The sequence below is a fragment of the Streptomyces sp. NPDC059582 genome (assembly GCF_042735715.1).
Lineage (GTDB): Bacteria > Actinomycetota > Actinomycetes > Streptomycetales > Streptomycetaceae > Streptomyces.
Map to the genome: position 1 here is coordinate 185,862 of NZ_JBHWCC010000009.1, position 26,323 is coordinate 212,184.

At 69.6% G+C, this 26,323-nt stretch carries 22 protein-coding genes and 3 pseudogenes; 18 read left to right on the forward strand and 7 right to left on the reverse strand.

Annotation, left to right across the window (positions count from 1 at the left end; translation table 11 throughout):
- Positions 1-137 precede the first annotated feature (137 nt).
- From ACFV0T_RS11380 to ACFV0T_RS11400, 5 genes are all read left to right on the forward strand, one after another.
- A complete protein-coding gene (locus tag ACFV0T_RS11380; RefSeq protein ID WP_385776960.1) occupies positions 138-704 on the forward strand; it encodes a flavin reductase family protein in 567 nt (188 codons plus the stop codon).
- 79 nt (positions 705-783) lie between these two features.
- Entirely contained in the window at positions 784-2,406 is a 1,623-nt protein-coding gene (locus ACFV0T_RS11385) for a Na+/H+ antiporter (protein WP_385776962.1), read from the forward strand.
- Positions 2,407-2,707: 301 nt separating this feature from the next.
- The gene (locus ACFV0T_RS11390) at positions 2,708-4,099 is read left to right on the forward strand and encodes an amidohydrolase family protein (protein ID WP_385776964.1); all 1,392 of its coding nucleotides are present in this window, start codon (positions 2,708-2,710) and stop codon (positions 4,097-4,099) included.
- Positions 4,100-4,184: 85 nt separating this feature from the next.
- Positions 4,185-4,961: an Atu4866 domain-containing protein gene (locus ACFV0T_RS11395; RefSeq protein WP_385776966.1), complete on the forward strand. Its 777-nt coding sequence runs from the start codon at positions 4,185-4,187 to the stop codon at positions 4,959-4,961.
- Positions 4,962-5,510: 549 nt separating this feature from the next.
- A complete protein-coding gene (locus ACFV0T_RS11400) occupies positions 5,511-5,828 on the forward strand; it encodes a hypothetical protein (RefSeq protein WP_385776968.1) in 318 nt (105 codons plus the stop codon).
- Positions 5,829-6,137: 309 nt separating this feature from the next.
- Here ACFV0T_RS11400 and ACFV0T_RS11405 read toward each other — a convergent pair whose 3' ends face one another.
- The 5 genes and pseudogenes from ACFV0T_RS11405 to ACFV0T_RS11425 form a co-directional block, all read right to left on the reverse strand.
- Positions 6,138-7,199, reverse strand: coding sequence for a threonine aldolase family protein (locus tag ACFV0T_RS11405; RefSeq protein ID WP_385776970.1), 1,062 nt, complete (start codon positions 7,197-7,199; stop codon positions 6,138-6,140).
- A gap of 36 nt (positions 7,200-7,235) precedes the next feature.
- The gene (locus tag ACFV0T_RS11410; RefSeq protein WP_385776972.1) at positions 7,236-7,811 is read right to left on the reverse strand and encodes a helix-turn-helix domain-containing protein; all 576 of its coding nucleotides are present in this window, start codon (positions 7,809-7,811) and stop codon (positions 7,236-7,238) included.
- 710 nt (positions 7,812-8,521) lie between these two features.
- Positions 8,522-8,804 (reverse strand): annotated as a pseudogene (locus ACFV0T_RS11415) (Atu4866 domain-containing protein).
- Between the two features lie 288 nt (positions 8,805-9,092).
- The gene (locus tag ACFV0T_RS11420) at positions 9,093-9,869 is read right to left on the reverse strand and encodes an SDR family oxidoreductase (protein ID WP_385776974.1); all 777 of its coding nucleotides are present in this window, start codon (positions 9,867-9,869) and stop codon (positions 9,093-9,095) included.
- A 179-nt stretch (positions 9,870-10,048) separates the two neighbouring features.
- Positions 10,049-10,888, reverse strand: coding sequence for an SDR family NAD(P)-dependent oxidoreductase (locus ACFV0T_RS11425; protein WP_385776976.1), 840 nt, complete (start codon positions 10,886-10,888; stop codon positions 10,049-10,051).
- A gap of 477 nt (positions 10,889-11,365) precedes the next feature.
- Here ACFV0T_RS11425 and ACFV0T_RS11430 point away from each other — a divergent pair, with 477 nt between their 5' ends.
- From ACFV0T_RS11430 to ACFV0T_RS11485, 12 genes and pseudogenes are all read left to right on the forward strand, one after another.
- Complete coding sequence (locus ACFV0T_RS11430; protein WP_385776978.1) at positions 11,366-12,241, forward strand: helix-turn-helix transcriptional regulator; 876 nt, start codon at positions 11,366-11,368, stop codon at positions 12,239-12,241.
- A gap of 249 nt (positions 12,242-12,490) precedes the next feature.
- Positions 12,491-12,679, forward strand: a pseudogene (locus ACFV0T_RS11435) (NmrA family NAD(P)-binding protein); the annotation flags it as partial.
- 14 nt (positions 12,680-12,693) lie between these two features.
- On the forward strand, positions 12,694-12,870 hold the full coding sequence (locus tag ACFV0T_RS11440) for a hypothetical protein (RefSeq protein ID WP_385776980.1): 177 nt from the start codon (positions 12,694-12,696) through the stop codon (positions 12,868-12,870).
- A gap of 246 nt (positions 12,871-13,116) precedes the next feature.
- Positions 13,117-13,695: an RNA polymerase sigma factor gene (locus ACFV0T_RS11445; protein WP_385776982.1), complete on the forward strand. Its 579-nt coding sequence runs from the start codon at positions 13,117-13,119 to the stop codon at positions 13,693-13,695.
- A complete protein-coding gene (locus ACFV0T_RS11450) occupies positions 13,692-14,327 on the forward strand; it encodes a hypothetical protein (protein ID WP_385776984.1) in 636 nt (211 codons plus the stop codon). Before ACFV0T_RS11445 ends, ACFV0T_RS11450 begins: the two co-directional genes overlap by 4 nt.
- 264 nt (positions 14,328-14,591) lie before the next feature.
- A complete protein-coding gene (locus tag ACFV0T_RS11455) occupies positions 14,592-15,302 on the forward strand; it encodes a VanZ family protein (protein WP_385776986.1) in 711 nt (236 codons plus the stop codon).
- A gap of 68 nt (positions 15,303-15,370) precedes the next feature.
- Positions 15,371-16,066, forward strand: a complete 696-nt coding sequence (locus ACFV0T_RS11460) for a response regulator transcription factor (protein ID WP_385776988.1) — start codon at positions 15,371-15,373, stop codon at positions 16,064-16,066.
- Positions 16,059-17,138: a sensor histidine kinase gene (locus ACFV0T_RS11465; RefSeq protein WP_385776990.1), complete on the forward strand. Its 1,080-nt coding sequence runs from the start codon at positions 16,059-16,061 to the stop codon at positions 17,136-17,138. Before ACFV0T_RS11460 ends, ACFV0T_RS11465 begins: the two co-directional genes overlap by 8 nt.
- Positions 17,139-17,373: 235 nt before the next feature.
- Positions 17,374-17,898 carry a hypothetical protein gene (locus tag ACFV0T_RS11470; RefSeq protein WP_385776992.1) on the forward strand — a complete coding sequence of 175 codons (525 nt, stop codon included), beginning with the start codon at positions 17,374-17,376 and terminating at the stop codon, positions 17,896-17,898.
- 312 nt (positions 17,899-18,210) lie between these two features.
- Positions 18,211-19,713 (forward strand): long-chain fatty acid--CoA ligase, encoded by a 1,503-nt coding sequence (locus tag ACFV0T_RS11475; protein ID WP_385776994.1) that lies wholly within the window; start codon positions 18,211-18,213, stop codon positions 19,711-19,713.
- Positions 19,714-19,755: 42 nt separating this feature from the next.
- A pseudogene (locus tag ACFV0T_RS11480) lies at positions 19,756-19,839 on the forward strand (DNA alkylation repair protein); the annotation flags it as partial.
- Positions 19,840-19,977: 138 nt separating this feature from the next.
- Positions 19,978-20,376, forward strand: coding sequence for a hypothetical protein (locus ACFV0T_RS11485; RefSeq protein ID WP_385776996.1), 399 nt, complete (start codon positions 19,978-19,980; stop codon positions 20,374-20,376).
- Between the two features lie 175 nt (positions 20,377-20,551).
- Here the strand turns inward: ACFV0T_RS11485 and ACFV0T_RS11490 are convergent, their stop codons facing one another.
- Complete coding sequence (locus ACFV0T_RS11490) at positions 20,552-22,126, reverse strand: Na+/H+ antiporter (RefSeq protein WP_385776998.1); 1,575 nt, start codon at positions 22,124-22,126, stop codon at positions 20,552-20,554.
- A gap of 256 nt (positions 22,127-22,382) precedes the next feature.
- On the opposite strand from ACFV0T_RS11490, the gene ACFV0T_RS11495 reads away from it, so the two are divergent.
- Positions 22,383-24,905, forward strand: coding sequence for an ATP-binding protein (locus tag ACFV0T_RS11495; RefSeq protein WP_385777000.1), 2,523 nt, complete (start codon positions 22,383-22,385; stop codon positions 24,903-24,905).
- 663 nt (positions 24,906-25,568) lie between these two features.
- On the opposite strand, the gene ACFV0T_RS11500 is transcribed toward ACFV0T_RS11495, so the two are convergent.
- Positions 25,569-26,123 (reverse strand): hypothetical protein, encoded by a 555-nt coding sequence (locus ACFV0T_RS11500; RefSeq protein ID WP_385777002.1) that lies wholly within the window; start codon positions 26,121-26,123, stop codon positions 25,569-25,571.
- Positions 26,124-26,323: the final 200 nt, after the last annotated feature.

The window sequence follows — 26,323 nt, forward strand, 5'->3', positions numbered from 1 at the left end:
CGCACACCCAGGAAAACTCCGGCCATTACGGCTTCACCGATCGCTGGCCAGACTGGACGTACAGAAAGGGCCGAGGACGCCGCACCCCGCATGGGTGACCTACTCCGCGGCTCACCGTACGTCTCAGGAGACCAACGATGATCACCGTACGTGACTTGCAGGAACATCCCTTGGACCAGGTTCACCGACTGATCGAACCTGGCCCGGTGATTCTGGTGACCACACAGCACCGCGGTGTCCCGAACGTGATGACCAACGGGTTCAACATGATGATCCGCCATGCCCCGCCGTTGATCGGCTGCACCATCGGGCCGTGGGACCACAGCTACACCGCGCTGCGCGAGACCGGTGAATGCGTCATCTCCATCCCCGGTGGTGAACTCGCCGAGACGACGGTTGACATCGGCAACTGCTCAGGCCAGGGCGTCGACAAGTTCGCCGAGTTCGACCTGACCCCGATGGCCGCCCAACAGGTTGAGGCACCGTTGATCGCCGAGTGCTTCGCGAACATCGAGTGCAGGGTCGCCGACACGTCCCTGGTCGACGCGTACAACCTGTTCGTCCTCGAACCGGTCCGGGCATGGACCGATCCGTCCCAGCCGCACCCGCGGATGTTCCACCACCGCGGTGACGGCACCTTCACAGTGGACGGCGACGTCATCGACCTCAAAGCGCACATGACCAAGTGGCAGTACCTGCTGTGATGCCCCCTGCTACCGGCCCCGCTTACGCCCCGCCGGCTACTCGACGCCCGGAGCATCCCACCGGGATGAGGTACGACTCATGACAGGCCTCGAACTCATCGCCGCGGTCCTTGCCATGGTGCTGCTGATGACCTGGCTGGCCCGTCGCCTCCAACTGAGCGAGCCGTTGATGCTGTTGGGTGGAGGTGTTCTCATCGGCCTCACCCCGCGTTTCGGCCGTGTCGACCTGCCGCCTGATGTGGTGCTTCTGGTCTTCCTGCCGGCGCTTCTGTACTGGGAGACGCTGACCACGTCGCTACGCGAGATCAAGACGAACTTCCGGTCGATCGCCCTGCAGTCGACCGGCCTCGTCGTGGTGACCGCGCTTGCCGTTGCCGCGGTCGCGCATGCACGCGGCTACGCGTGGCCGCTCGCCTTCGTCCTCGGAGCGGTGCTGGCACCCACCGACGTCGCGGCCGTGGCCGCGGTGGCGAAGGCCATGCCGCGACGCATCCTGACGCTGCTGCGCACCGAGAGTCTCCTCAACGACGGCACGGCCCTGGTGATTCTCGCCGTGAGCCTCGAACTCCTCACCACTGGCGAGCCGTTCTCCTGGGCCGGCACCACACTGCGCTTCGTGGAGTCCTGTGCCGGTTGCGCGATCATCGGTGCGGCGATCGCGCTGGTCCTGATTCCCGTGCGCCGACACTTGAAAGACCGCAGCCTACACAGCGGCCTGAGCGTCGCCACCCCGTTCCTCGCCTTTCTGCCCGCCGAGATCCTGCATGTCTCGGGCGTTCTGGCCGTGGTCACCTGCGCACTGGTCACCAGCCGGACAGGTCCCAGACTCATCCGTTCCGACGCGCGCTTGGAGGCCACCGCCTTCTGGGAAGTCACTGCATTCCTCCCCAACGGTGCGCTGTTCGTCCTGGTCGGCATCCAGACGCCCGCCGCCGTCCGCGGGCTGGCCTCCATCTCCCTGCTTCAGGCAACCCTGATCGCCGGCGCGGTGAGCGCGACTGTCATCGCCGCCCGGGCCGCGTGGTTCTACACGATCCCCTACCTGATCCGACTTGTGGACCGCCGCGCACAGCAACGCCGTCGGCGTATCGGCGCCCGCCAACGACTGCCCCTGGCATGGGCCGGTATGCGCGGAGCGATCTCCCTCGCCGCAGCACTGACGATCCGCGCGACAACGGCCGACGGGCAACCCCTGGCACAGCGCGACGCGATCGTCTTCATCACCGTGGTCGTCATCACCGTCACCCTGACCGTCCTCGGCCCGGCCCTCCCCGCCGTCGTGCGCAGTGCGCGATTCGCCGAGGACGTCGACGAGGCGGCGGAGGAGGAACTGGCCGTACGGCAACTGGCCCGCACCGCCCTGGCCGAACTGCCGGCACTGGCCACCCGGTTCCCCGTACCCGAGGGGGCTGTCGCCCACATCGCCAAGGACCTGTGCAAACAGGCCACCCCGGCGTCCGGCGAAACCCACGATCAAGCGACTCGCCGCGAGCGGCATATCAGCGCCACCTACGCTCTCGAGACCGAACTCCTCGAAACCGAGCGCGCCGCACTGAACGATCTGCGCAGCCGAGCGTGCATTGACGACAACGTGCTGCGCAGGGTGCAACGCCATCTGGATACCGAGGAGCAACGCCTGAGCATGAGGATGTCGTTGCTTCCGTCCTCCGCCCAAGGAGTCGGCCCAGGCCCGTCCTCCTGATGCAAGGACGAGGGCGGCACGGCTCTGGCGCTTGACGTCGATGTGACCGACCGGGCCGCCATACGAGCGGCCGCCGACCGCATCGGAAGTGGGCTGGGCGCCGTGGACCTGGTGTTCACGACCGCAGCCCGTCCGAACGCTCCCGCCCACGGTCACCGCCCCTCCCGAGCGACGCTGACCGTGGGTGTGGCACACCTGGGGAAACCGCGGCCTGGTTGCCCCGGCGACACCGGTCGACGCTGGTGTCAGCAAGCGGTTGGGGGACAGTCCCACCGCACTCTCGACCGGAGAAGGACACTCCATGAACGTCAACGGCAGCACCAGCGAGGCCGTGCTCGACCAGCTTCGGCGTCGGCCCGCCGGATCGCGGCGCATCCTGTTCACCGGCGCGACCGTCGTCACCATGGACGCCGGCCTCGGTGTCCTGGAGAGCACCGACCTGCTCGTCGAGGGTGACACGATCGCCGCGGTCGGCCATGGTTTGAGCGCGCACGACGCGGTCGTCGTCGATGCTGCCGGCACGATCCTGACCCCCGGCTTCGTCGACACCCACCGGCACGCCTGGGAGGCCCAGCTGCGCCGGATCATGCCGGACGTCGACGACCTCGGCGGCTACGTCATGACCACCCTGGCCGGCTACGCCACCGTCTACCGGCCCGAGGACATGTACGTCGGCACCCGGCTGGCCGCCCTGACCGCGATCGACAGCGGCATCACGACCATGCTCGATTTCTCCCACAACGCCCGCACTTGCGAACACTCCGACGCCGCCGTCGAGGCCCTGCTCGACACCGGCATCCGCGGCGTCCACGCCTCCATGGGCCCCCACTTCGGTGGCTGGGACCGGCAGTGGCCAGGCGATCTGACCCGTATGAAGGAGCAGTACTTCAACAGCGACGACCAGTTGCTGACGCTGCGCTTGGCGGCGCTGGCCACCGACGAGATCGCCGGACCGGCGCTCGCCTACGGCCCCGAACTCGCCCGCGTCGCACAGGACCTGGGGGTCTCCGTGAGCGTGGACGCCGTCTTCGGCACGTCCGGATCCGAGGCTGTGCTGCGCTGGGCAGAGGACGGGATCCTCAGCCCCGACGTCACCCTCATCCACTCCACCGGACTGACCTCCGAGGCGTGGAAGGCGATGGGACACTCCGGCACCACCGTGGCCCTCGCCCCCACCTCCGACGCGCAGATCGGCCTGGAGACCGCCATTCCCGCCGTCGACGAGGCCCTCACCGTCGGAATCCGTCCCGGCCTGAGCATCGACGTCGAAGTCGCCCTGGCCAGCGACATGTTCACACAGATGCGGGCCCTGCACGCCATCCAGCGGATGCGCGCGGTCAACGCCGCCTACGGCACCGACCGACAGCCCTCCCGCATCACCACGCATGACGTGCTGGACTTCGCCACCCTCCAGGGCGCCCGCACCAATGGCCTCGCCGCCGTCACCGGCTCGCTCACCCCGGGCAAGATGGCCGACCTGCTGGTCATCCAGGCCGAGGACGTCAACAACATGCCGTTGAACGACCCGATCGGCACCGTCGTACTGGGTTCCGACGCCCGCAACATCAGCGCCGTCCTGATCAACGGCGAGCCCCGCAAGTGGAACGGACGAGTCCTCGACGTCGACCTGTCCGCGCTGCGCAGCGAAGTACACGCTTCACGCGAACACATACTGAACACCCCGGCCGCCTGAGCACGCTTTCGGCCTCAGTGAGTGGCCGGCTCCATTCCGTCGTGCAGCGCGGGCCGGTGAGCCGAATTTTCTTGAGGAGTACGCGATGAGCACCACCTGCACAGGCAATGAGGACTGGAACCCCGAGGCGCTCGGCGAGATCCTCTCGAACGACGCCGGACGTCCCGTGCTGTTCACCAACGCCCGGATCCTGACGATGGATCCGCTGATCGGGACCATGACCGCCGCCGACATCCTGTTCGTAGGTTCACTGATCGTCGGCGTGGGCCCGGGCATCATCACCGCCGCGGGTGACGACAACGCCATCGTCGTCGACTGTACGGGCATGACCGTCGTCCCCGCCGTCGTCGACACCGTCGCGCTGGTCGGCGGCCGCGGCCGGCGCTCGGAGTACGTCGCGACGCTGACCCCGGGCAACACGACCGACTTCCTGGTGCTGCCCGACGAGCTTGCCGCCGACGTGCCGAGCGCCCTGGCCACGCTCGTGTCCCGGCCGGAGCAGGTGCGCTCGCTGGTCGCGGCCGGCCGACCCGTCCTGTGGGCCGGTACCGACGTCCCCGGGCGGGCGACCGCGCCCGAGACGGGCATCCCGGCCGCAGCGGACCTGACGGGCAGCCCACGGGTCGGCGTCTGGAGCGACCAGAAGGACTTCCTTCACCAGGAACTCACCGCCGACGGCCGCTACGACGAGACGCGGGGCGGTCGCCCGCACGCCTACCAGGGCAGTTACTGGATCGACGGCGACCGCATCGACTACCTGGACGACCTTGGCTTCTGGGCCTACGGAGAGTTCAAGCGCGACGAACTGCATCACGCGGGCTACGTCATGAAACCGGGCCGCGGCCTCCGACCGGCGCAATGACCCGTCCGGTCCCGGACGTGCGACGCCCGGGGAAGTGGTGACGCGACCTGGCCCGCTGTAGCGGGCGCGGCCGAGGCTGGTGTGCGCGCAGCCTCGGCCGCCCCGGCTGGGCGTCCTCGTGACCCTGCCGGCATTCCGCCACCAGCGCACCGAATAGGCCCCGCTCATCAGGCGATCACTGAGGGGCAGCCTCGAGACCGCGAACCGCCCCGGTCGGCCCCCGGCCGGTCGGGGCTCCCGCCCATGTCATCCGGAGATGCAGGCGCGGGTCGAGGGCCGCAGTTACCCACCTGGTCGGCCTGCCTGGTGGCGACAGCGGGTGCGCAGAGGGGGACATCCGCTGCCTGGGACAGCTTCTCCCAGGAAAACCTCTGCCTTCCTGCCTGTCGGGCGTCCGGAGAGACTCGAAGTCGTAGGCGGCGAGCGCCCTCTTCGAGAGGCGCTCTGTCGGCCCGACGAACCAACCGAGCGGACCAACCGGCTCTGAGAGAGGGCATCCCCATGACAACCCCGACCACACGTTGCGATCCCGTCCACTGTGGGATTCCAATGAACCTCCCGAACCGGTCCGGCTCGGACCGCCCTGTGCTCGCGATGCACAGCGACGAGCAGTGGCTGGTGGGCTTCCGTATCCGGACCGCCACCGGCACGCTGACGCGGCACTACTACGTGGTTCCGCGGGCTGTGGACGCCGAGCACGCAACGCACTTGGCGGCCCGACGGGTCCGCAGCGCCGCGGAGCGGAAGAGACGGGCGTTCGCCGGAGTCGAGGAACGCTGGATCGAGGTCCACCGGCTATGGCGCAGCGCCATGGGTGACTGGCGCCTGACCGAGGGAACCTGGTTGAGCCTGCCAATTGCCGTGTGAGCGAGGCGGTCACCCCTGAGGACGACGGCTCCGTCATGAGGACGCGGTCGCACCACAGGACAAGGACGAGCCCCGCGCGAACGCCTCCGCATGGCTCGTCCAGGGCAACCGCGCTGGCGTGCGGATCAACGCACCCGGCACCCCGTGGTCCGCCGACGCCCTCTTCATGGCAGCCGGCACGGTTGCACACATATGGTTCCCCAAGCAGATGACCTGGTCTGTCTCGCCGACATCGCGGCCCGAACGGCCGGACGCCGCGACCTGGTTCCCTTGATCGAGACCGCCGTCGGCACCGGTGTCTGCCGTCCGTCAGCGAGTGTGGCGGCGGACCGCGTCGACGAGCTGGTCGATGTCGTCGGCGCTGTGGGAGAAGGCGGTGACGAAACGGACGACCCCCGGTTCCCAGCGGTCGTGGTAGAAGGCGTAGCCCTCGGCGAGGAGTCCCTCGGTGACCTGCTGGGGCAGGCGGCAGAAGAGGATGTTGGCCTGCGGCGTGGCCAGAAGGCCGGTGCCGGGGATGGCCTTGAGGCCGTCGCCGAGCCGCGCGGCCATCGCGTTGGCCTGCCGGGCGTTGTGCAGCCACAGACCGTCGGTGAGGTACGCGTCGATCTGGGCCGAGTGGAAGCGCATCTTGGAGGCGAGCTGGCCGGCGCGCTTGGCGCGGAAGGCGAGCTCGCCGGAGAGTGCGGGGTCGAAGGAGACGATGGCGTCGGCGGTCATCGCGCCGTTCTTGGTGGCGCCGAAGGACAGGACGTCGACGCCGGCCTTCCAGGTCATCTCCGCCGGGCTGGCGCCGAGATGGTCCAAGGCGTTGGCGAAGCGCGCGCCGTCCATGTGGACACGCAGCCCCGCGTCCTTGGCGATCGCGGACAGGCGGCGGATCTCCTCCAGGGTGTAGACGCTGCCGCTCTCGGTGGCCTGGCTGATGCTCACCGCGGACGGCTGCACGCTGTGCACGTCACCGGCCCGGCGGCGCACCGCCGCCCGCAGCGCTTCGGGGTCGATCTTGCTGTCGGGGCCCGGTACGCCGACGAGCTTGGCGCCGTTGGTGAAGAACTCCGGAGCGCCGCACTCGTCGTGGTTGATGTGACTGTCGGGGTGAGAGAGCACACTGCCCCAGGGCGGGGTGAGGGCGGCCAGGCTCAGGCTGTTGGCGGCGGACCCGGTGGAGACCGGGAAGACGTCGACCTCCCGCTCGAAGACCTCGCCGAGCCTGCGGCGGGCGCTGTCGGTGAAAGGGTCGTTGCCGTACGGCAGGACCTGCCCGACGGCGGCGTCGGCGACGGCCTGGACTATCTGCGGCGACGCCCCGGCCATGTTGTCGCTGCTGAAGGCGCGGCTGGAGGGGGTGATGGCGATGGCGGTGTTCACGAGGGGCCCTTCTTGGTCTCAGGTACTGACGTGGTCTCAGGTACTGATGGGGGAGGCGAAGACGACGGTGATGTCCACTTCCTCGGCGCCGGTGCGGTAGAAGTGCGGGGCGTCACCGGCGAAGGCGAGCATGTCGCCGGGGCCCAGATCCTGAGAGGCGTCGACGGGGCCGGCGGTGACGTGCCCGGTCGCGACGAGCAGGTGCTCGATCGTGCCGGTGGCGTGCGGGACGCCGGGCAGCTCCGTCTCGGGCGGAATGCGCAGCCGCCAGATCTCCAGGCTGTTGCCGCTGCTGATGCGGCGCAGCAGTTCCCGGGAGACTTCCCCGGGCTCGATGTCCGTGCCCGGCCGGAAGACCGGCCCGGTGTCGGCGTCACGCGCGAGCAGGTCCGCGATCGGGATGCGCAGAGCGATCGCGATCGCGTCCAGGGTGTCGATCGTCGGATTGCCGTTGCCGGCCTCCAGTTGCGACAGCGTGGCCTTGCTCAGCCCGGCGCGCCGGGCCATCTCCGACGCGCTCATGCCGCGCTGCCGACGGCGCAGACGGATCTTCGCGCCGACCGCGGCCGCTGTACTGCTCACCGGCTGACGGCCGGACGGCGAGGGCGCCATCAGCGGCTCCTGCGCGTTGCGGAGTGGGACACGCGGATGCGGCCCTCGGGTGACATCGCCGCCGTCACTTCCGGCCCGCGGTCCCGGACCGGGACGACCTCCGCGGCCTCCGGCCACGCCTGGTCGGCGGGACGGCCCGCGTCCTGCGGAGGGAACAGGCAGTGCTCGACGGCTGCCGACGGCGTCCCACCACTCTCGCCGACCGCGATCCCTCGCGTCCCTACCTGTCCCAGGTAGGTGTCATCGAGGCACGCGCTGCCCTGTGCGCCGGCCCGACGCCCCATTGAGTGAACCATTCGTTCACTATACCGAACATATTTGAGATGGTGAACTCTGCGTTCAGTTTAGTGAACACACTTAGGGCCTGATCAAGTAAGGCGCTTGCGATCGCTGCGGAGCGCGACGTTCCGCGCGCCCGGAAACTCGCCGCCTGTCTCCGGAGCACCGTGCTGGGAGACGCCCGACTTGGTCGGTGAGGGCGCGCCCGGGGCCGGTGACGAGCCCGGAAGAGCAAGAGGCGCGATCCCTGCCATTACCCGGTCCGGGTCCGTGCCGGGCACGCCAACGGCCGCCGGCGACTGTGAGCCCGTCTGCGCGGCGAGCGCCGAGCACGACGTGGTGACCGTGAGCGGCCAGGAGCCGTGCGGTCCCTTCGCCTATGCCGTTGCTGGCGTGAGTGACGAGGATGATCTTTCGATCGGTGGGCCGGGCTATGCCGCCCGGGCGGGCTGTTCACCTTCGCGGTGGAGCACCAGGTGCTCGTGGCAGAGCACACCGTCACGGACGTCGCCGGTAGCGGTGAAGCCGGTGTCGTCGACGTAGTCGATGTGGCTGCCGTTGACTGTGTATTCGCCGGTGTAGGCGACTCCTGCGGCTGCCTCGGGCTTCGTCGTAACGTCCGTTCGACAGCAGTTCCTGCCTGATGAAGCCGTCTGCGGTCACCCACATGCCGACGTCGGGGTGAGAGGCGGGGGAGTTGTTGTTCGTGGTCATGTCTCCACGGTCCGCTCTACGGCGTGAGACAGCCAGGTCGCGGTTCACCCAGGGTGAGACGGCCCTGGGAGTCGGACACCTGCCTGCCGCACTCGCACATTCACCGACGAGGCGGAGGCCGCCGCCTTCTCCGCTCCCACCGCCCTCGGCTGAACCACCGTGACCCTTCATGTCTTCGTGCCGGACGTCGACGCGCTGGCGGATCCTGCGGATCCTGCGGAGGCTGCGGACTGGCGGGTCGTTCGTGGGGCTGCCCTGGAGTGTTGCAGTCCCACGGGAACCGTCGACTCAGATGGCTTGGGCGGTGGGCATGATGGTGATCTCGGTGAGGTTGACGTGGCGGGGGACGGCGGCCATGAAGGCGATGGTCTCGGCGATGTCGGTGGACTGCAGGCAGTCGATGTCGTGGATGAGGTCGGCCATGAGCTGTGAGGCGTCGGGGTCGGTGACATGGTCGGGCAGTTCGGTGTCGACCATGCCGGGTTCGATGGTGGCGACGCGGATCATCTTGGGGCCGAGTTCGACGCGGAGCAGGCGGGTGAGGTGACTGATGTAGGCCTTGGTGCCGGAGTAGATGGAGAACTTCTCCAGGATGCGGGTCGCGGCGATGGAGGAGGTGTTGATCAGGTCGGTGGGCTTGCCCTGGGCGGCGGAGTCGGTGAGGTGGGGGAGGAAGGCGGCGATCACGTTCATGAGACCGGTGATGTTGAGGTCGATCTGGCGTTGCCAGTCGTCGACCTTGAGTTCCTGGATGCCCGAGATGAGCTGAACGCCGGCATTGTTGAAGACGAGGTCGGCGGAGCCGAAGCGGTCCGCGACCTGGTCGGCGGCGGTCTGGACGGCGGCGCGGACGGTGACGTCGACGGCGAGGGCGAGTGCGGTGCCGCCGACGGCTTCGATGCTCTTGACGACATCGTCGAGTTTGTCCTGGCGGCGGGCGAGGACGACGACGGTGGCGCCGAGTTCGGCCAGGCGCTGGGCGGTGGCGGCGCCCATGCCGCTGGAGGCGCCGGAGACGACGGCGACCCGGCCGGCGAGCGGGGATCCGGAGAGGAGAGCGGGCATGGCGAGTTCCTTCGCATGGGTGGGCTGCGCGGACGTGGAGTCGGCAGGGGTGGATGTGCGGTGGACGGGGCCGGCTGGGCCGTGAGGGGGCTGGCCCAGCCGGCCTGGGGTGGTCTCAGGCGCCCGGGTGGGGGTGTGTTCCGGCGGTCGGTTGCCTGGGGTGGTGCGGTTGTGTGGGTTCAGGCGGTGTCGTGGTGGCCGGTCGCGGCGGACTTCTCACGCCAGGGGGCGAGGTCCTCCTGGACCTGCTGGTACTTGACCCGGAGGCGGTCCAGGGTGTCGGCCCCGAGGTAGAGGTGGGTGGGGAGCTTGTCGCTGGTGGTGACTTCGGTGATGAGGGCGGCACCCTTGACGGGGTCGCCGAGCTGGGCGTGGTTGGCCTGGTCGATCCAGTCGAGGGTGATGTGCGCGGGGGTGTTGTCGTAGTCGGGGATGCGGTGGGCCGCGACGGACAGGGAGCTGGCGTTGAGGAAGTCGGTCCGGAAGACTCCCGGTTCGACGACCATGGACTGGATGTTGAAGGGGGCCAGCTCGGCGGAGAGGGCTTCGCTGATACCGGCGACGGCGAACTTGGAGGCGGAGTAGAGACTGACGCCGGGTTCGCCTTCGAAGCCGGAGTGGGAGCCGATGTGGACGAGCTTGCCTGAGCCCTGCTTGCGCATGACGGGGAGTACGGCGCGGGTGACGTTGATGAGGCCGAAGACGTTGAGGTCGAAGAGGGAGCGGGCTTCGTCGTCGGTGATTTCCTCGAGGGCGCCGAGCAGGCCGCGGCCGGCGTTGTTGACCAGGACATCGATGGTGCCGAAGCGGTCCACGGCCGCGTCGACGGCCGGGGAGATGCTGGCGTTGTCGGTGACGTCCAGGGCGACCGTGAGGACGGTGTCGGAGTTCTTGAGGTCGGCGGGTACCCGGTCGGGGTCGCGTACGCCGACGACGACATTGTGGCCGTCGGCGAGTGCGGCGCGGGCGATTTCGGCGCCGATACCCCGAGAAGCTCCGGTGATGAACCAGGTAGCCATGATGAGGGCCTTTCCTTTGCTGTTTCTTGTGCTGAGTTTCTGAGGCTGTCGGGGGATTCCCTCCGACGCATTCGAGTCTGCGAGGTGTGGGGAGAGGAAGGAAGGCCGGGAGTTTCCTGGGAGAAATACTCCTAGGCTACGGAGAGCCTTCGTGCACGCCGCCGCGCCTGGTAGCAGGGCTGGGTTACTGCAGATCCGCACAGGCCTGGACGGTGCCGAGATCGGCAGTGCGGCAGTTCGTCCATGGCTTGCAGGCACGTCACCCGAGAGTGCCCGGGCGGCCGGCCGACGCAACAGCGGTGCCCAGGAGCCGAACGGTATGGGGGCTGCCGTAAAGAGCGGGATCCGCCTTGCTGCCCAGCGCGCACCATTCCGGGTGCGCAAGCTGCTTCGCTTTTGAGGGGCCGGAATTCCTAGGAAAAGCGCACCCCCCTTCAGCCCACCACAGAGAGCCGATGCCTCTCTAATCTCGACGGTATGGACACAGACAAACATCCAGCCGCCGAGAATGCCCTCGGGGGTTTCCTCCGCGCACGACGTGCTCAGCTGGGCCCCGAGGATGCCGGGCTTCCCACGTCAGGCCGCCGTAGGGTGCCCGGTCTGCGCCGCGAGGAAGTCGCCACCCTCGCCGGGGTGAGCACCGACTACTACATGCGCCTGGAGCAGGGCCGCGAACGTCACCCCTCACAGCAGGTACTCGAAGCCGTGGCCAAGGCCCTGCGTCTTGACGACGAAGCCGTGGCCCACCTGTTCCGGGTGGCCACCCCGACCACGCGCCGCACGCGTCGCGCCCACCGTGTCGAACGGGTCGGCCCGCACCTGCGGCGGCTCCTCGAGACCTGGAGTCAGACGCCCGCCTTCATCCTGGGCAACGCCCTGGACGTCCTGGCCCGCAACCGCCTCGCAGCCGCCCTGTTCGCGGGCTTCACGTCCTGCGACAACCTGCTGCGCATGACGTTCCTGGACCCCGCCGCGCGCGACTTCTACCGCGACTGGGACCGTGCCGCGGAGTCGTGCGTGGCCGCGCTACGGCGGGCTGCCGGCATCGACCCCGACGATCCGCGACTGATCGAAATCGTTGGCGAACTCTCCATGAGAAGCGCCGAGTTCCGGGCGCTGTGGGCCCGTCACGACGTGCGGGGCAAGAGCCGCGAGGCCAAGCTCTTCCACCACGCCGAGGTCGGCGACCTGGAGCTGCACTACGAAGCCTTCACCGTGAACAGCGCCCCAGGGCAGCAAGTCATCGTCTATCAGGCCGAGCCCGGCAGTCCCGCCGCCGTCGCCCTGGCCTTGCTGGGCTCCCTGAGCGCGGCACCGACTCTCCAGCGGGGCCCCTTCGTCGGCCCGGAATGACGACGAGACAGGGAGCATGCTGCCACCCGTCGGCGGCGGCTTCTTGCCCGACCGGGCCACGTCTGCCTGCGGCGGCCATCGGTGGACGTGGTGCCCGCCCGCCTACGGCGTGGTGATCGGTTGCCATGAACCTCGCCCAATCCGTGCCTGGTCGGCCTCTGGTGCGCTGGCGACAATCGAGCCGTGGCGGGGCAGAAGTGCCGGTCGTATCAACACGACATGGAGTGATGGACAGTGTCCGAGAAGAAGATGATTGCGGTGGTCGGGGACACGGGTGCTCAGGGCGGCGGACTGGTGCGCGCCCTCCTGGCCGACCGGGACGGCCCGTTCGTAGTCCGCGCGATCACCCGCGACGCGGGGTCGGACAAGGCTCGTGCACTGGCCGGCCGAGGCGCTGAGGTGGTCGAGGCAGACCTCGGCGACAGGGCGAGTGTGCGTCGGGTCACCAAACCATGCAGCACCCCTTGGTCGGCACGCTGCAACTGTCCTGCCACACACTCGCCGTTCCCCTGCGCGACCAATTCCTCGTCTGCCTCACCGCCGAACGCGGCAGCTCTTCCCATGACGCACTCCGACTTCTCTCCGTTGTCGGCACCCAGGACATGAGTGGGACGAAAGCCAACGGATGACACAGCGGCGCTGTGCCGAGCACTCCGCTTGCGCGAAGGCGTACTGCGCCGTGCGGATGCGTGAGAGCGTCGGGTGGGCCGGGGAGTTGCCGGCCGGCAACGGCATCGTCCTTGACGACAAGGTCGGCCGGTTCGTCGCCTACGCCGGGACCCTTTCTTCGTACGAGGGCACGCGGGAGATCCAGAGCGGTGGGAAGTCTCCTGGCGCCGGTGAAAGGGAGCCGGCGATGCCGGACAGGTGGAGGTGTGGAACTGAGGCCGGCGCATGAGGGGTCCCGGGCCCGGGAGGCTCGATTCGAGGCGTTGTCGGGTGTCGTGGCGGAGCCGCTGCACCGGTACTTGCGGCGGCGGGCGGACGCCGACTCGGTCGATGACGTCCTCGCGGAGACGATGCTGGTGCTCTGGCGCCGGCTGGAGGATGTGCCGGGGCTCGGCGCGGAAGGTTCCGTCGATCCCGATGAGGTGCTGCCCTGGTGCTACGGCGTCACGCGGGGCTGTCTGGCCAACGCGCGCCGGACTGAGCGGCGCCGGCTCCGGCTGGTGGAGCGGCTGACCCAGGTGGCCGCTCCACAGCCGGAGGCGGAGGCGGACCATCTCGAACTGCATCAAGCGCTGGGCACGCTGGGAGCGGTGGACCGCGAGGTCGTCCTGCTCTGGGCTTGGGAGGGGCTGACACCGAGCGCGATCGCGCAGGTGACCGGGCTGACCGCAAACGCGGCGAGTATCCGCCTGCACCGGGCGAAGAAGAAGATCGCTGCTCGTCTAGACCGAAAGAACGCCCATCAGGCCGGACACAGGACGGATGAAGAAGGGAGCCGACGGTGAACGACGACGAACTGCTGGCCCGGATGAGGGCCATCGACCCGGCACGGACCTCCGACGCTCCTTCGCCCGATCCCCAACGTCTCCTGGAGGCCACCGTGACCGCCGACACCCCTGTTTCCCCGGACGCGCAAGGTGCTGCCGGCCGATTCCGCCGTCGATTCCTGCCCATCGCGGTGGGCGCCGCCCTGCTCGCGGTGGCCGGCGGCCTGGCCTGGGGGGCGGCGTCGCAGAACACCTCGTCCTCAGCCGCGACGTCACCCTCGGCGTCAGCCGCGGCCACCCCAGCCGACTCCCCGCTGAAGCTGACCGCCCCGGACGCGACGGCCGCGAGGTGCGCCGCGGTCACCGTCGACGTCCTGCGCGGTATGCAGACCGCTTTCGAGGGCACGGCGACCGCCGTCAAGCGTGATCGGGTCGAGCTCCGGGTGGACCGCTGGTACCGGGGCACCGGGCCCGCCGCCGTCTGGCTCACCAACGACAAGAACCTGAGCCGGCTTCTCGCCGGAGCGGATTTCGCCGTCGGCCACCGCTATCTGGTCGCAGCCAACGACGGCCGCGTCAGCCTGTGCGGCTCCACCGCGGAGGCCACCGCGCAATTGCGAAGCCTCTACGAGCAGGCGTATACCCGCTAGGGCGCTCACGGTCCAGGGCGGGGTCGTCCGCGTGCTGGCCGTACGCGGACGACCCCGGCAACGCGGCGAGGCGCCGTGCCCCCCTCCGGGCGGACGACGTAACTTTCGAAACACGCCCTAGCCGGCCGGCGCGATCACCAGCGGCGCACACCTCTCACTCCCGGCGGCTTGCGCCAGTTCCTTGGTGCCGGGGGATTCCGTGTATCGCGGGCGTATCGAAAATCGGATACGCCACCGCAACGGCCCCCCGACTCCAATGGGAGCATGAACCCCACCGCATCCCTGTCGGTACCGCCCCGTCGCACGCGCAGGATCGTGCTCCTCAGCCTGGCGATCCTCGGCCTGGCGAGCGCCGTGTTCGTCGTGCGGCGGCCGCTCATGATGTCCGCTCCGATGTGCGCGGCCGGGCGGTGGCACGGCTGCTTCGACACGTTCAACGGTGTGGTGCTCATGACGTTGGTGACGCTGCCTTTGGCCGCGCTGGTGGTGTGGGCTCTGGCGCGCGTTCGGCGCGCCGCCGGCGTCACATCGGCGTGGACGTGGCGCAAGTCGCTGGCGGAGGTGGGCATGGTCCACGGGACGGTGCCGTTCCTGTGGCTGACCATGATGCCGGGCGGCGGGGCCGGCATCGTCCCCGCACGGGTCAGCCTGGTACCGCTGCGGGACCTGGTCACGATGGGGCCGCTCGGGATCGTCGGCAACCTGCTGGTCTTCGCGTCGCTGGGGTTCTTCGCCCCGATGCGGTTCGCGGCGCCGGCGTCCCTGCCGCGGATCCTGGCCCTCGGGGCGGGCTGCTCGGTCCTGGTCGAGACCGCACAGTACGTCCTGCGACTCGACCGGGTGTCCTCCGTGGACGACGTCCTGGTCAACGCGGCCGGCGCCGTGCTGGCCGCGCTGGCGTCGCGCCGCTGGTGGCGCACTGCGGCGCAAGCGCCGTCGGACCGGTCTCGTCCCGCGCCGGCACCGGCAGGCTGAGTCGCGCGTCCGGTGTGCAGACGTCTTTGGATACGTCGGCGATATGTTGGGCTGCTTAGGCTTCGGACATGCGCGTACTGATCGTGGAGGACGAGCCCTACCTGGCGGAAGCCGTCCGTGACGGTCTCCGGCTGGAGGCGATCGCCGCCGACATCGCCGGCGACGGCGACTCCGCCCTGGAACTGCTCAGCGTCAACTCCTACGACCTGGCGGTCCTCGACCGCGACATCCCCGGCCCCTCCGGCGACGAGGTCGCCCGGCGTATCGTCGCCTCCGGCAGCGGCATCCCGATCCTCATGCTCACCGCCGCCGACCGGATCGACGACAAGGCCTCCGGATTCGGGCTCGGCGCCGACGACTACCTCACCAAACCGTTCGAGCTGCGGGAGCTCGTCCTGCGGCTGAGGGCACTCGACCGCAGACGCGCGTACGCCCGGCCCCCGATCCGCGAGATCGCGGGCCTGCGGCTCGACCCCTTCCGCCGGGAGGTCTACCGCGACGGACACTACGTCGCGCTCACCCGCAAACAGTTCGCCGTGCTGGAAGTCCTCGTCGCCGCCGAGGGCGGCATCGTCAGCGCCGAGGAGCTGCTGGAACGGGCCTGGGACGAGAACGCCGACCCCCTCACCAACGCCGTGCGCATCACGGTCTCGGCACTGCGCAAACGGCTCGGCGAACCTTGGCTCATCGCCACGGTGCCCGGCGTCGGCTACCGGATCGACACCGGCACGGGCACCACCGCCCCCGGCAGTCCGCATGCGTAGACGTCCAGGGCTCAGCGCCCGACTGAAACTCACCCTCAGCTACGCCGGATTCCTCGCCGTGGCCGGCGCTCTCCTGCTGGCCGTGGTGTGGGTGTTCCTGTTGCGCTACGTGCCCGACAACTCCAGGGGCCTTCTCGGGATCTCGCCCAACCGCTACCTCCTTGTGCACACCTTCGCCCCCGCCGCGGCCGTGGCGATGGTCTTCCTGCTCGTGTTCGGCCTCGTCGGGGGATGGCTCCTCGCCGGCCGGATGCTCGCACCCCTCACACAGATCACGGATGCGGCACGGATGGCGGGGAACGGGTCCCTGTCCCACCGGATTCGCATGAAGGGCCGCCAGGACGAATTCCGTGAACTGTCCGACGCGTTCGACTCGATGCTCGAACAACTTGAGTCCCACGTCGCCGAGCAGCGGAGGTTCGCCGCGAACGCCTCCCACGAACTGCGCACCCCGCTGGCGATCTCGCGAACGCTCCTCGACGTCGCCCGCAAGGACCCCACGCGGGACCGGGGCGAACTCATCGAACGCCTGCACGCTGTCAATACGCGGGCGATCGGCCTCACCGAGGCCCTCCTGCTGCTCAGCCGCGGCGACCGCGGAAACTTCACCCGCGAGAGCGTCGACCTGTCCCTCATCGCCGAAGAAGCCGCCGAAACGCTGCTCGCACTCGCCGAACAGCGGCGGATCACACTCGACGTCACCGGCGGGGCGGCCCGGGCCAGCGGCTCCCCGGAGCTCCTGCTGCGAATGGTGACGAACCTCGTCCAGAACGCCATCGTCCACAACCTCCCGGCCGGCGGATCCGTGACGGTCCACACCGAGGCACACGGCGACACGAGCGTGCTGAGGGTCGAGAACACGGGCCGCCGGCTCCCACCGGAACTGGTACCGACTCTGATCGAACCCTTCCAGCGCGGAACGGAACGCGTACGCACCGACGAGCACGCCGGCGTCGGCCTCGGCCTGGCCATCGTGCACAGCATCGTCCGCGCCCACGAGGGGACCCTCGACCTCGTCCCAGGCCCGGCCGGCGGTCTACGCGTCACGGTCCGGCTTCCCGGCACGCCGTAGGTGTCGTCCCCGAGCGGGTCCCACTGGACCGTCGTCGGGAAGTTCGGAGCGGCCCCGGGTGACCCATGGCAGCGATTCGTGAGTGAAGCTGCCAGCGGCTTTCGGGTGCGTTCCGCAGTTACGGAACGGCCTTGACGATCTCGCGCATTCCTGGCGGTCGTGCGAGTGGCCGGCTCTGCGATCTTGCACGACCTCTCGGGTAGGGTGACGCGACAGTTCGAAGGGGGCGCGAAGGATGAAGTGGCACGCGCTGCGCGTGGTGGCCATGTCGGGTCTGTCAGGAGCACTCGTCATGGGATGCAGCGCTTCGGGAGGTGTGAGTCGTTCGGACCAGACCTCCGCTTCCCCCTCGTCGCCGAGTGAGTCGGTCTCGGCAAAGGCGCTGGCCGCCGAGAACGTGAAGCTCGCCGTCGAGGAGCGCATCTCGGCGGACGAACAGCGGTTCGGTTCGGGAACGAACTCTCCCTGCTCGACGTCGTCGCCTCGGATGTTCACCGCGAAGTGCGAGGCGGCAGCCGACGCCACGTCTGCTGCCGCCGGGTTGGCCTTGAGCGAGATCAACGGGCCCCAAGGATTCGCGACGCTCGATTCCGTTGCTCGAAAGCTCCAGGCGGCGGTCAGCACCTACGAAACCTTGGGATGCGCCGCGGGGCCGACGGCAGCGGACACACGTGAGGCCTGTCTGAAGCCGGCCGCCATCATCGCGCAGGGGTTTGCGGATCTGCGGGACGGGGCCAATTCGGGTCTGGCCGGCAAGTAGTCCCGGCAGGGGTGCGGGACCCGTCGCCCGGGGAACCATGTGCGGGAAAACGGCGCCGAGGGACCGCCGGCACACGACGAGCCGTTGCGGACGCCGATTTCGTTGAGGACAACGCTCCGAGCACCCGCCGCGAGGCAACTCCCCGGATCGCGGGATCGCACGTCGGCGGAACCGGAGAACGGACACCGGGCGCGCAGCGCAATCTCGCCGAAATCGCCCATGCCGTGATTCAGGAATAGCCTGAGATGTGGCACCCACGTGGTACGAGGCCGCGCAGCCGACGAACGCAGCACGCCGAAGGGTGGCCCCGCCATGAACCTCGCGTCGATCGTCGTACGGAGCGCCCGCGCCCACCCGGACCGGGCCGCGCTGCGTCTGGGGGACGACATCATCTCGTATCGCGCGCTTGACCAGGTCAGCGCCCGAATGGCGGGACTGTTGCGCGACCGGGGTGTCAAGCCGGGCGACCAAGTGGCGATCATGCTGCCCAACAGTCCGGAATTCGCCATCGCCTACTTCGGCGTGCTCCGGGCCGGGGGCATCGTCGTTCCGATGAACCCGCTGCTCAAGGCGCGCGAGGTCGCCTATTACCTCGGCGACTCAGGAGCCCGACTGCTGTTCGCCCAGCCCGCATTCCCCGACGATGTACGGACCGGCGCGCAGCAGGTCGAGGCCGATGCGGTGGTCATCGGGCCCGACGGATTCGACGCGCTGCTCGCGTCCGCCCCACTCGCCGAGGAAGTGAGCGAGCGCCACGAGAACGACACCGCGGAGATCCTCTACACATCGGGGACGACCGGTCAGGCCAAGGGTGCCGAACTCACCCACGCCAACCTCACCCGCAACTGCGAAATCGTGGCTTCCGAATCGCTGCATCTCGCCTCGGACGACGTCATCTTCGGTGGGCTTCCGCTGTTCCACGCGTTCGGGCAGAGCTGCACGCTCAACGCCGCTGTCGTCGCCGGTGCGTGCCTGACGCTGCTGCCGCGCTTCGACGCGGGGTCGGCATTGCGGATGCTGGCCGAGCACGGGGTGACGGTCTTCGCCGGGGTGCCGACGATCTTCAGCAGGCTGTTGCAGTCGCCGGACCTCGACGGCTACGACGCTTCCCGGCTCCGGCTGGCCCTTTCCGGCGGCGCGGCGATACCGGTCCAGGTGCTGCGGGCTTTCGAGGCCGCGTTCGACTGTGTCGTGCTGGAAGGGTACGGACTGTCGGAGACCTCACCCGTTGCCTCGGGCAGCCGTCCGGACGCCCCACGCAAACCCGGTTCGATCGGCACCCCGATCGACGGCGTCCAGATGCGCGTGGTCGACGACAGCGGAAACGAGGTGCCGCCGGGTGAGACCGGCGAGATCGTGATCCGCGGGCACAACGTGATGAAGGGCTACTGGCGGCGCCCCGAGGCCACGGCCGAGGCGATCCGCGACGGCTGGTTCCACACCGGCGACCTCGGCCGGGTCGACCAGGACGGCTACTTCTGGATCGTCGGCCGCGAGAAGGACCTGATCAATCGAGGCGGGTACAAGATCTACCCGCGCGAAGTCGAAGACGTGCTGTACGAGCATCCGGCGGTGGCCGACGCCGCGGTCCTCGGCATGCCCGATCCTGATCTCGGCGAGGAGATCGGCGCCGCAGTCGTGCTCAAACCAGGTGCCGAAGCCACGGCCCAGGAGCTGCGCGACTACGTCAAGCGCCAGGTCGCCGCGTACAAATACCCGCGAAAGGTATGGATCGTGGACGCGTTGCCGAAAGGGCCCACCGGCAAGACTCTCAAGAGGGAGATCGTCCCGCCGTCCGCACCGGACAAGCAATGAGCTGACTTCGCGGGGCAGAGGCCGGAAGCTTCGGCGCACGCGTCCGCCGATCCGGATCCCGTGGTCGCGAGTGCCGGCGGGGCGCTGACCACCGAACGCGTCACGAAGAGGACCGAGGGCCTCGACCGGGCACGGACTCGTCAACGCCTCCCCCCTCGGCAGTGCCTACCGCCCGCAACTGCCCCTGAAAGCATCGACGCTGCACTCATGCTTGTGGCTCGCCGAAGCTACCCGCGTCGGCCCGTACCCGGCTAATGTGCTCGGGTGTTCAATCGCCTTGAGGTCAGCGTGTTGCCACCGGGCCCCCGATGGGCCGCGCACTTGCAGTTCCGGATCGACGGCGAAGAAGTGGTGGCAGAGGCGGTCGGAGAGGGCGGCCGCGGCCCGTTCGCGCAGGAGGCGCTGCCTGGCCACGGTCGCGGTCCGCTGTGGGCCACCGGCGAGGCGCGACGTGTGGAGCTGGGCGAGCCCGCGTGTACCGGCGGATGCTGCGGCTACCTGTCCGTCGTCGTGCAGCGTCACAGGGGGATCGTGGAGTGGTCGGACTGGCAGGTGCCCGCAGACAGGGCGCGCCTGCCAGTGTTCTGTTTCGACGCCGATCAGTACGACGCCGAGCTGACCCGAGCGCTGACAGCCCGACGTTGCCAGATCTCCACCAAGTGATGGACGCGCCGCCGGTCCTGTCCGGGGTGGCGCGCCACCGGCAGGTCGTGTGGATGGCCGCACGAACCCGAATCGTCTCCGGCCGGACGAGCCTGCAACGCACCGGTCACGAGCATGAGCGGACACAACGCCCAACGCCGATACAGCCAGGCTGACTCGCTCGCTCAGGCCCGCCCTAGACGTCCGTGAGCCGAGCCTCCTCCAGGTCCAGTGAGCGTTGCAGCCGACGGCGGGTGGTGTCGCTGATGCGGTGGTCGTCGTACAGGCGCTGGAGTTCCGCCTCCTCAACCGTGATCAGGTCCCGCCGGAGTTGGCGGTAGGTGAGGTCGGCGGATTCCGTCGGGGCCTCGTCGCCGTCGGTCTGGGTGAGGCGGTCGCGGGCGTCGTCGAGTCGGGCCGTGAGACCGCGGCGGAGGCGGTCGATGACGACGTCCGGAACCGCCTCCAGTTCCGAGATCTCCTCCAGGCGGCCGAGGCCCGCGTTCGCCAGGCTGCACCGGGCTTCCGCCTCCTCGCGTTCCGTGTGGTCGGGTTCGAGGGCGATGCCGGAGCGGCGGACGACCGGGGCGAGGGTGAAGCCCTGGACGATGAGGGTCATCACGACGACCGAGGTGGTCAGGACAAGGACGATGGGGCGTTCGGCGAGCGGCGAGCCGGCGTCGGTGGTCACCGGGATGGACAGCGCGGCGGCCAGCGGGACCACTCCCCGGGTGCCCGCCCAGGTCAGCACCAGCGGGACCCGCCAGTTCATGGGCTTGATGCCGCCCTTGCGCTGCACCACCGCCGACAGGGGCGCCAGCCACAGCAGGCGCATCGCGATGAGCGTGGCGGCGATGGCGAGCGCATACAGCGGCCACGCCCGGTCGCCGTCGGAGAGGGCCTGCACCTGGGCGGGCAGGGCGAGCCCTATGAGACTGAAGACCACGCTCTCCAGCAGGAACACCACCGTTCCGTAGACGGCGTGCAACTGAAGCCGGATGCGGGCGTTGGTGAGCCGGTCGCCCCTGCCGCCCAGGACGACTCCGGCCACCACGACGGAGGTGACGCCGGAGGCGTGCACCGCCTCGGCGAGGACATACGCCGCGTACGGGCTGACCAGGGCGATCACCGTCTCGAGGACCGGGTCCTCGGTGCGCCGCCGGATCAGCGACACGACGCCGGCGACCGCCGCGCCGATCAGCATGCCTCCGCCCGCCAGCAGCGCGAACTCGCCGGCCGCCGCCCCCCAGCCCACCGCCGCCGACGCCACGGCGACACTCACCGCGACCCGGAAGAGCACCAGCGACGTCGCGTCGTTGAACAGGCTCTCGGCCTGGACGAGAACCTGCACCTTCGGCGGCAGGGCGAGCCTCCTGCCAAGCGCGGTCACCGCGACCGGATCCGTACTGGCCAAGACCGCGCCCAGTACCAGGGCCATCTGCCAGGACAGCGGCGTGACCAGCGACGCGACGGCGCCGACCGCGGCGGCCGAGGCCAGCACCAGACCGACGGAGAGGACCCCGACCGGTTTCCACACCGCGCGCAGTTCACGCCAGGACAGTTCCTCGGCGCTCGCGTAGAGCAGCGGGGGCAGTACGACGAGCCCGATGATCTCGGGGCTGATCTCGATCCGCGGAGTACCGGGCAGCAGCGCCACCGCGAGGCCCGCGACCACCAGGAGAGAAGGCGCCGGTATACGCCGGCGCCGCGCGAAGGTCGCCACCAGGGTGGCGAGAACCACGAGAGCCAGAACCGTCCCTACGCTGCGCATGCCGTCCCCTGGACCATGAGAAGGAGACCTTGTGGCTCCCCGCCGACCAGACTTCCCGGCACACCGCCGTCACTCTATCGGCCCTTGGCTCGTCAAGGCGGTGTCAACCTCCATGTGACCGGCGCCAAGGATGTGTCAAGGGACGTGCCGAGGGTCTCCCGGAAGGGCTTCGGTGGGGAAAGTAACCCTTCCCGCCGTGGAGTTGATCGCCAGTGAGTGGAGCGCGTCGGCTGCGATGAGTGACGGACCGGCCAATATGAGTGATATGGAGACCGGCGGGGTTGACGTACGACCCGGACGGCTGAAGGTATACCTGGGCGCGGCCCCGGGAGTCGGCAAGACCTACCGCATGCTGGACGAGGCGCGTCGCAGGGCGGCGCGCGGTGTCGATGTCGTCGTGGGGTTCGTGGAGTGCCATCGGCGCTCCGGTACCGAGGCGATGCTCGACGGTCTGGAAGTCGTACCGCGCGCCTCCTGCGCGTATCGCGGTGGGGACTTCGAGGAGATGGACCTGGCCGCGGTTCTCGCACGCCGTCCCCAGGTGGCGATCGTCGACGAGCTCGCGCACAGCAATGTCCCCGGTGGCGGCCGCAACTCCAAGCGCTGGCAGGACATCGAGGTGCTGCTGGCCGCCGGGATCGACGTCGTCACCGCGCTGAACATCCAGCACCTGGAGTCCCTCAACGACGTCGTCGAGAAGATCACGCGAGTGCCGCATCGAGAGACGGTGCCCGACGAGGTCGTACGCCGGGCACGGCAGATCGAGCTGGTGGACATCCCGCCCGAGGGGCTGCGCCGCCGTATGGCGCACGGCAACATCTACGCCCCCGAGAAGGTCGATGCCGCCCTCGCCAACTACTTTCGGCCCGGCAACCTGACCGCGCTGCGTCAGCTCGCCCTGCTGTGGGTGGCCGACCGCGTCGACGAGGCGCTCCAGGCGTACCGCTCGGAGCACGGCATAGGCGGGGTCTGGGAGACCCGGGAGCGGGTGGTCGTGGCCCTGACCGGCGGCCCGGAGGGCGACACACTGATCCGGCGGGCCGCCCGGATCGCCGACCGGTCGGCGGGCGGTGACCTGCTGGCGGTGCACGTGACCCGCAGTGACGGTCTCGCCGTGGGTACCTCGCACGCGTCGCTGGCCCGGCAACGGCGGCTGGTCGAGGACCTGGGCGGCAGCTACCACTCGGTCGTCGGCGACGACGTGGCCACCTCACTCGTGGAGTTCGCCCGGGCGGAGAACGCCACCCAACTCGTGCTGGGCACCAGCCGCCGCGGCCGCGTCGAGCGCTTCGTCGGCGGGCGCGGGACGGGCGAAACCGTGGTGGAGCTCGGCGTCGACATCGACGTGCACACCGTCACGCACGAACGGGCGGGACGCGGCAGGCTGCTGCCCTCCCGCCGCCGCACCCTGTCGACCGCACGCCGGATCGCAGGCCCGGTGGCCGGCCTGTTGCTGCCGGTGGCGCTCACCTTCCTGCTGGATCTGGACGGGGCCCGGGGCCGACTCAACCTCACCAGCGAGGCCTTGCTGTTCCTGCTGACCGTGGTGGGGGTGGCCTGCATAGGCGGGGTCGTGTCGGCGGTGATCGCGGCGGTGACGGCGTCCTTGCTGCTCAACTACTGGTTCATCCCGCCCATCGGCCAGTTCACGCTCGACGACCCGAACGCCCTGCTCGCGCTGGCGGTCTTCGTGATCGTGGCCGCTGTCGTGGCCGCCGTCGTCGACCGCTCGCTGCGTCTGTCGCGACGCTCGGCGCGGGCGACGGCCGAGGCGGAGACCATGTCCTCGCTGGCCGGCACCATCGTGCGCGGTGGCGCGACGATCCCCGCGCTCGTGGAGCGGACGCGGGAAACGTTCGGCATGGAGTCGGCGGAACTGGTCGACGAGCCGCCCGGAGAGGACGGCGTGACCACCGTCCCCGCGGGCCCCGGCGCCTTTCTCGTGCTGCGCGGCCGGACCCTCCCGTCGTCCGAGAGACGTGTGCTGGCCGCCTTCGCCGCGCACGTCGGCGCGGCCGTGGAGCGGTCCCGGCTCGCCGAGGCAGCCGCCGAGGTCGAACCGGTCAAGGCCGCCGACCGGATGCGGACCGCACTGCTGCGGGCCGTCGGGCACGATCTGCGCACACCGCTCGCCGCGGGCTGGGCGGCCGTCTCCTCGCTCCGTAGCCGCGATGTGGCGTTCTCCGACGAGGACCGGGACGAGCTGCTCGCCACCGCCGACGAATCGATGGCCAAGCTGAACCGGCTGGTGGAGAACCTCCTCGACCTCAGCCGCCTCCAAGCCGGGGTGCTCACCCTCAACATGCGCGCCACCACGCTGGAGGAGGTCCTGCCGACGGCTCTGGCGGACGTCCCCGAGGTAGAAGTGGGGGACCTCGAGAAGGTCCCGGCCGTGCTGGCCGACCCCCCGCTCCTGGAACGGGTGATCGCCAACCTCGTCGGCAATGCGGTGCGCCACAGTCCGGCGGAGCGCAAGGTCCTGCTGACGGCCAGCGCCCACGAGGGCCGCGTGGAACTGCGCGTCGTCGACCGGGGGCCGGGGCTGCCGCCGGGCTCCCGGGACCGGTTGTTCGAGCCGTTCCAGCGACTGGGGGACACGGACAACACCACCGGTCTGGGTCTGGGCCTGGCGCTCTCCAAGGGCCTCACCGAGGCGATGGACGGCACGCTCACCCCTGAGGACACCCCGGGGGGCGGCCTGACCATGGTGCTGTCCCTGCCCTTCACCGGGCGGGCGGAGAGGGCCAGAGGTTCGCAGACCGTAGGAGAGGGCGTCTGAGCGCGGAGTCCGTAGTGGAGGGCCGGGCCTTCGGACGCCTTGGTGGACTCAGGGGATGACGGCATCGCCGGCTTACGGTCAGGAAACCGGTTCGCCCTGGGGGAGCTTTCGTGGTGGTGCTCGCGCCCTTTGGCGGGGACCTGTCGCGGGTGTACGCCCGCGACAGGTCCCCGTCGTGGTTGGGCGCGGCTGCCGCCACATCACGCCGTCATCGCCGATGGAGTCCGGCTGCGGCAGCCCGCCACGACCCGGCCGAGCCGTGCGGCTGCCCGCTGCCGATTCGAGTACGGCACGTTGACGGGGACGTGGTCGACCATGACATCGGCGCACTGGACGCCCCCGCGGGAACAGGACGGCATCGTCGTGGTGGGCCCGCTGGAACCGAGACGTCGATGCGGGAGGCCGTCCGGAGCGTACGGCCGTTTCATGCTCACTCCGGGGCCGGACCGAGTACTCCCGCTTCAGGCTCGTCCGGTGGCAGCGACGCTCGTAGATCAGTCAGACGGGGCCGATGAGCGACCGGCTGAAACAGGTTTGCCGCCCCCTCGACTCGGAGGGGCCGGCGAGGGACGGCCGACGCGGGCTTGCCGCCGTTCGCCGCAGTGGATGCAGCCAGGAGCCGAGCCACAGCCCCGACGGGGGTGGGCCACTCGCCGGCCGAGGTCAGTCCAGGCCGGAGACCTCGAACACGGTCCGTGCGGTTTCCCGGTCGATCCGCTCCGAGAGCCGCAGCAGCGCTGTCTGCCCACAGAGCAGCGATCCGCCGGTCGCGGACTTGTGCGCGTCCCTGTCGAGCCGGTGCCACAGACCGGGGTTGTTCACCAGGACCTCGGGGTCGATCTCGACCCGGTCGCCGAACACATCCCGCAGGACGAGCCGTTGCGAGACCCCGTCGAGGCACCGCACCGACACCAACAGGTCGGTGCGGACCCGCCGCCTGCGCAGCAGCCCGCGCGAGGTCAGCCAGCCGTTGCCCACGGTGACTCTGGACGGGAACAGGATCAGGAACAGAAGGAGGGCGAGGGCGGCCCACAGCGCTCCGCGCACGGCCGTGAGTGTGTCGGCCTCCCAGTCGATCAGCAGGAGGAGGACGAGGAGGACGACCGAGCATCGAACGGCACTGCGCAGATCCTTGGCCCAGCGGACATCGCGCAACACTTCCGCGGGCTCCGTGTGCGTGCGGACCACGTCGTGTCGCGCGTCATTGCGGCGTTCCACGAGGCGACGGTAGAGACCCGTGGGGCGGCTTCCCCGCACCTTGACGCGGCTCTGATGTGGGCTCTGCTCGTTCTTGATGCCAGATGCCGCCGTGTGGCATCGGAGGTGCTTCTCCCGCCGGCTGCGGTTCCGCGTCCACTGCCGGCGGGGGACCGACACCGAGCCCGCCGGATCCTGGACACCGGCGTGGCCCGCGGCTC

What these genes read in the sequence shown, in the direction of transcription:
- ACFV0T_RS11380 (WP_385776960.1), top strand. Translation starts at nt 138, where the DNA reads ATGATCACCGTACGTGACTTGCAGGAACATCCCTTGGACCAGGTTCAC.
- ACFV0T_RS11385 (WP_385776962.1), top strand. Translation starts at nt 784, where the DNA reads ATGACAGGCCTCGAACTCATCGCCGCGGTCCTTGCCATGGTGCTGCTG.
- ACFV0T_RS11390 (WP_385776964.1), top strand. Translation starts at nt 2,708, where the DNA reads ATGAACGTCAACGGCAGCACCAGCGAGGCCGTGCTCGACCAGCTTCGG.
- ACFV0T_RS11395 (WP_385776966.1), top strand. Translation starts at nt 4,185, where the DNA reads ATGAGCACCACCTGCACAGGCAATGAGGACTGGAACCCCGAGGCGCTC.
- ACFV0T_RS11400 (WP_385776968.1), top strand. Translation starts at nt 5,511, where the DNA reads ATGAACCTCCCGAACCGGTCCGGCTCGGACCGCCCTGTGCTCGCGATG.
- ACFV0T_RS11410 (WP_385776972.1), bottom strand. Translation starts at nt 7,811, where the DNA reads ATGGCGCCCTCGCCGTCCGGCCGTCAGCCGGTGAGCAGTACAGCGGCC.
- ACFV0T_RS11420 (WP_385776974.1), bottom strand. Translation starts at nt 9,869, where the DNA reads ATGCCCGCTCTCCTCTCCGGATCCCCGCTCGCCGGCCGGGTCGCCGTC.
- ACFV0T_RS11425 (WP_385776976.1), bottom strand. Translation starts at nt 10,888, where the DNA reads ATGGCTACCTGGTTCATCACCGGAGCTTCTCGGGGTATCGGCGCCGAA.
- ACFV0T_RS11430 (WP_385776978.1), top strand. Translation starts at nt 11,366, where the DNA reads ATGGACACAGACAAACATCCAGCCGCCGAGAATGCCCTCGGGGGTTTC.
- ACFV0T_RS11440 (WP_385776980.1), top strand. Translation starts at nt 12,694, where the DNA reads ATGCAGCACCCCTTGGTCGGCACGCTGCAACTGTCCTGCCACACACTC.
- ACFV0T_RS11455 (WP_385776986.1), top strand. Translation starts at nt 14,592, where the DNA reads ATGAACCCCACCGCATCCCTGTCGGTACCGCCCCGTCGCACGCGCAGG.
- ACFV0T_RS11460 (WP_385776988.1), top strand. Translation starts at nt 15,371, where the DNA reads ATGCGCGTACTGATCGTGGAGGACGAGCCCTACCTGGCGGAAGCCGTC.
- ACFV0T_RS11465 (WP_385776990.1), top strand. Translation starts at nt 16,059, where the DNA reads ATGCGTAGACGTCCAGGGCTCAGCGCCCGACTGAAACTCACCCTCAGC.
- ACFV0T_RS11470 (WP_385776992.1), top strand. Translation starts at nt 17,374, where the DNA reads ATGAAGTGGCACGCGCTGCGCGTGGTGGCCATGTCGGGTCTGTCAGGA.
- ACFV0T_RS11475 (WP_385776994.1), top strand. Translation starts at nt 18,211, where the DNA reads ATGAACCTCGCGTCGATCGTCGTACGGAGCGCCCGCGCCCACCCGGAC.
- ACFV0T_RS11490 (WP_385776998.1), bottom strand. Translation starts at nt 22,126, where the DNA reads ATGCGCAGCGTAGGGACGGTTCTGGCTCTCGTGGTTCTCGCCACCCTG.
- ACFV0T_RS11495 (WP_385777000.1), top strand. Translation starts at nt 22,383, where the DNA reads ATGAGTGATATGGAGACCGGCGGGGTTGACGTACGACCCGGACGGCTG.